Annotated in this window: 1 pseudogene; it reads left to right on the top strand. The window is 43.1% G+C overall.

Annotated features, from left to right (window positions below):
- A pseudogene (locus FFO06_RS20690) lies at positions 1-807 on the top strand (calcium-binding protein); the annotation flags it as partial.

Below are 807 nucleotides of genomic sequence, written 5' to 3'. Positions count from 1 at the left end.
GATGATCTTCTCTATGGACAAGACGGTAATGATACCCTGAATGCTGGTCATGGACGAGATCGTCTTGAAGGTGGAGATGGAGATGATGTTTTGTCTGGAGGTGCTGGGGATGATGGCTTTTATTATGGTAACTTAGGTCTCTTTGGTGGTAATGGCAATGACACCTTAAATGGTGAAGCTGGTAATGACGAACTTTATGGTCATGATGGTAATGACATCTTAAATGGGGGTTCTGAAGATGATTACATTGATAGTGGTGCAGGTAGCGATACTATTGACGGCGGTTCAGGAAATGATACCCTCAAATTAGATTACTCTGCTCAAATCACTCCTATTACCATCACCTATACCGACACTCAGGTAGTTGCATCTGGGGGAGGAGATACCTTCAAAGCAATTGAAGGAGTTAATCTGCTCAGTGGTAGTGGTGCTGACAATCTGAACTTTATTGCCACCAGTTTAAATAGTAACATTCAAGGTGGAGGTGGTAATGATTTTATTGCTCTCGGCAGTGCTGATGATCTTCTCTATGGACAAGACGGTAATGATACCCTGAATGCTGGTCATGGACGAGATCGTCTTGAAGGTGGAGATGGAGATGATGTTTTGTCTGGAGGTGCTGGGGATGATGGCTTTTATTATGGTAACTTAGGTCTCTTTGGTGGTAATGGCAATGACACCTTAAATGGTGAAGCTGGTAATGACGAACTTTATGGTCATGATGGTAATGACATCTTAAATGGGGGTTCTGAAGATGATTACATTGATAGTGGTGCAGGTAGCGATACTATTGACGGCGGTTCAGGA

This window comes from Dolichospermum planctonicum (assembly GCF_005402965.1).
Classification (GTDB): Bacteria; Cyanobacteriota; Cyanobacteriia; order Cyanobacteriales; family Nostocaceae; genus Dolichospermum; species Dolichospermum planctonicum.
This window is presented reverse-complemented; position numbering and strand designations above follow the sequence as displayed.